This is a genomic window from Pseudomonas sp. EB271-G4-1, assembly GCF_058791355.1.
In genome coordinates this window covers 1-2,636 of sequence record NZ_JBYTEO010000134.1, presented here as the reverse complement: position 1 = coordinate 2,636, position 2,636 = coordinate 1, and the positions used below count along the sequence as shown (strand labels likewise).

General features: G+C 63.8%; 2 protein-coding genes. Both read left to right on the top strand.

Going from position 1 to position 2,636, the window contains the following annotated elements; translation table 11 throughout:
- The first annotated feature begins 229 nt into the window (after positions 1-229).
- Positions 230-1,816, top strand: a complete 1,587-nt coding sequence (gene istA / locus AC3WWR_RS30770) for an IS21 family transposase (protein WP_489327938.1) — start codon at positions 230-232, stop codon at positions 1,814-1,816.
- Positions 1,794-2,543: an IS21-like element helper ATPase IstB gene (istB, locus tag AC3WWR_RS30765; protein ID WP_489326775.1), complete on the top strand. Its 750-nt coding sequence runs from the start codon at positions 1,794-1,796 to the stop codon at positions 2,541-2,543. The genes istA and istB overlap by 23 nt, the downstream gene beginning before the upstream one ends.
- The last annotated feature ends 93 nt before the right edge of the window (positions 2,544-2,636 follow it).

Sequence of the window (2,636 nt, the reverse complement as noted above, 5' to 3'; positions counted from 1 at the left end):
TGCGTATTTCGGCCCATCGTGACCGCCCGTTTCGGTACATCGTGACCGACCCTTTCGCTAACGCGTGACCGCTCATTTCGCTAACAACGTGACCGATTTCCGCCTGTTCCGAAACAGCCGGTCACGCCCTTACCGAAATGAGCGGTCACGTTGTTAGCGAAATACCCTGCACCTCATTGCGCATGACCTGACCCGCCGCCACCCTGCCCCCATTTCGGGGAGTCGAAGGATGGCGGCGCAGCGAGTAGCCATGCGTAATATCAAAGAATGCCTGCGCCTCAAGTTCGAGGCCGACCTGTCCCACGAGAAGATCGCCCGCGCCTTGCAGCTGTCCAAAGGCGTGGTCAGCAAGTACATCAAGGCCGCGCGTGACACCGGCATCGAGTGGCCCGCGTTGGCGCTGCTGGACGAGGTGGCGCTCGGTGCCGCCCTGGTGCCCGCCGCCAGGATCATCCACACCCGCGGCGACCGGGTGCTGCCCGACGTGATCACCCTGCACCGCGAACTACGTCGCAAAGGCGTGACGCTACAACTGTTGTGGGAGGAGTACACCGCCGCTCATCCCGACCAGCCGACCTACCGCTACACCCAGTTCGTCGAGCACTACCGCAGCTACGCCCGTACCCTCAAACGCTCGATGCGCCAGCAGCACCGCGCGGGCGAAAAGCTGTTCATCGACTACGCCGGGCCCACGCTGCCGGTGATCGACGCCGCCACCGGCGAGATCCGAGAGGCGCACATCTTCGTCGCCGCCCTCGGCGCCTCGAACTACACCTACGCGTGCGCCACGCCGAGCGAGACCCAAGTGGACTGGCTGACGGCGTTGAGCCAGGCCCTCAGCTACTTCGGTGGCGTCCCCGAAATGATCGTCCCGGACAACCCACGAGCCCTGGTCGCTCGGCCCGACCGTTACGAGCCGGGTCTGAACCGCGCGGCGCTGGAGTGTGCCCAGCACTACGGCGCCATCATGCTCCCGGCACGCCCACGCAAACCACAGGACAAAGCCAAGGCAGAGGTGGCCGTGCAAGTGGTCGAGCGCTGGATCATGGCGCGGTTGCGGCATCAGCAGTTCTTCAGCCTGCACGCGCTCAATCAAGCCATCGCGGGCTTGCTGGAGGACTTGAACCGACGCCCCTTCAAAAAGCTCGACGGATGCCGACGGGACTGGTTCGAGCAACTCGACCAGCCGGCGCTGAAGCCGTTACCGGCGCACCCTTACGAGGTCGTGACCTTCAAACGCTGCAAGGTCAACATCGACTACCACGTCGAAGTGAACGGAGCCTTCTACAGCGTGCCCTCGGCGCTCGCGCGGCAAAGCGTCGACGCCCGAGTGGGCGCGCATACCGTCGAAATCCTGCATGGCCACCGACGGATCGCCAGCCACCTGTTGCTGCAACGGCGCGGCGCCTACAGCACCCAGAGCGAACACATGCCCGCGTCGCACAAGGCCCATCGCGACTGGACACCCCAGCGCCTGCTCGACTGGGGCGAGCGGATCGGCCCGCACGTGCGGCAGATCGTCGAACATCAACTGACCCACAAACCGCATCCGGAAATGGGCTACCGCTCCTGTCTGGGCCTGCTCTCGCTGGCCCGCCAGTACAGCAACGAACGCCTTGAAGCGGCGGCCCATCGCGCCGTCCAGCTGCGTGCGCTCAACAGCCACACCGTGCGCAACCTGCTCAAACAAGGCCTTGACCAGCAGCCACTGCCCAAGGCCCGCGCCGCCGCACAACCCGCCTGCCACGAAAACGTGCGTGGTGCCGACTATTACACCCAAAAGGAGCTGTTCAATGATGACCCAACACACGCTTAATCAGTTGCACCAACTGCGCCTGAGCGGCATGGCCAAGGCACTGGAAGAGCAATGGACACTGCCGGCCTGCCACAGCTTGAGCTTCGATGATCGGCTTGGCCTGCTGCTCGACCGCGAACTGGCCTGGCGCGACAACAAACGCCTGGAGCGCCTGCGCAAACAAGCCAAGCTCAAATACGGCGGGGCCTGCCTGGAAGACCTTGATCGCCGTCGCGGCAGAGGCCTGGACGAGCGCCAGATAGCCACCTTGGCCAGCGGCGACTGGATCCGCCAACAGCACAACCTGCTACTGACCGGCCCAACCGGCGTGGGCAAAACCTGGCTCGCCTGCGCCTTGGGCAACCTGGCCTGCCGTCAGGGCTACAGCACGCTGTACCTGCGCACGCCGCGTCTGCTGGAGCAACTGCGCATCGCCCACGGCGACGGCAGCTTCGGCCGCACGTTGCAGCAACTGGCCAAAATCGACGTCCTGATTTTGGACGACTGGGGTCTGGCGGCGCTGGAAGAAAATGCTCGGCATGACTTGCTGGAAGTGATCGACGACCGCGCCGGCTCTCGGTCAACAGTACTGACCAGCCAACTGCCGGTCGAACACTGGCACGGCTGGATCAACGACCCGACGGTAGCCGATGCCTTGCTGGATCGACTGGTGCACAGTGCTTACCGACTGGTGATGAAAGGCGAGTCGCTGCGACGTCAAAAGACAGAAGAAGAGGCGGCATCGTGACCGATGCGGTTAGAATTTAGACCCCGCGCAATGGGGGGCAGGAATCGGTCACGTTGTTAGCGAAATGACCGGTCACGATGAGCGAAATACGCA

Bases quoted from the DNA above. Each gene is read 5' to 3' on its own strand.
- istA (WP_489327938.1), top strand. From the start codon at position 230: ATGGCGGCGCAGCGAGTAGCCATGCGTAATATCAAAGAATGCCTGCGC.
- istB (WP_489326775.1), top strand. From the start codon at position 1,794: ATGATGACCCAACACACGCTTAATCAGTTGCACCAACTGCGCCTGAGC.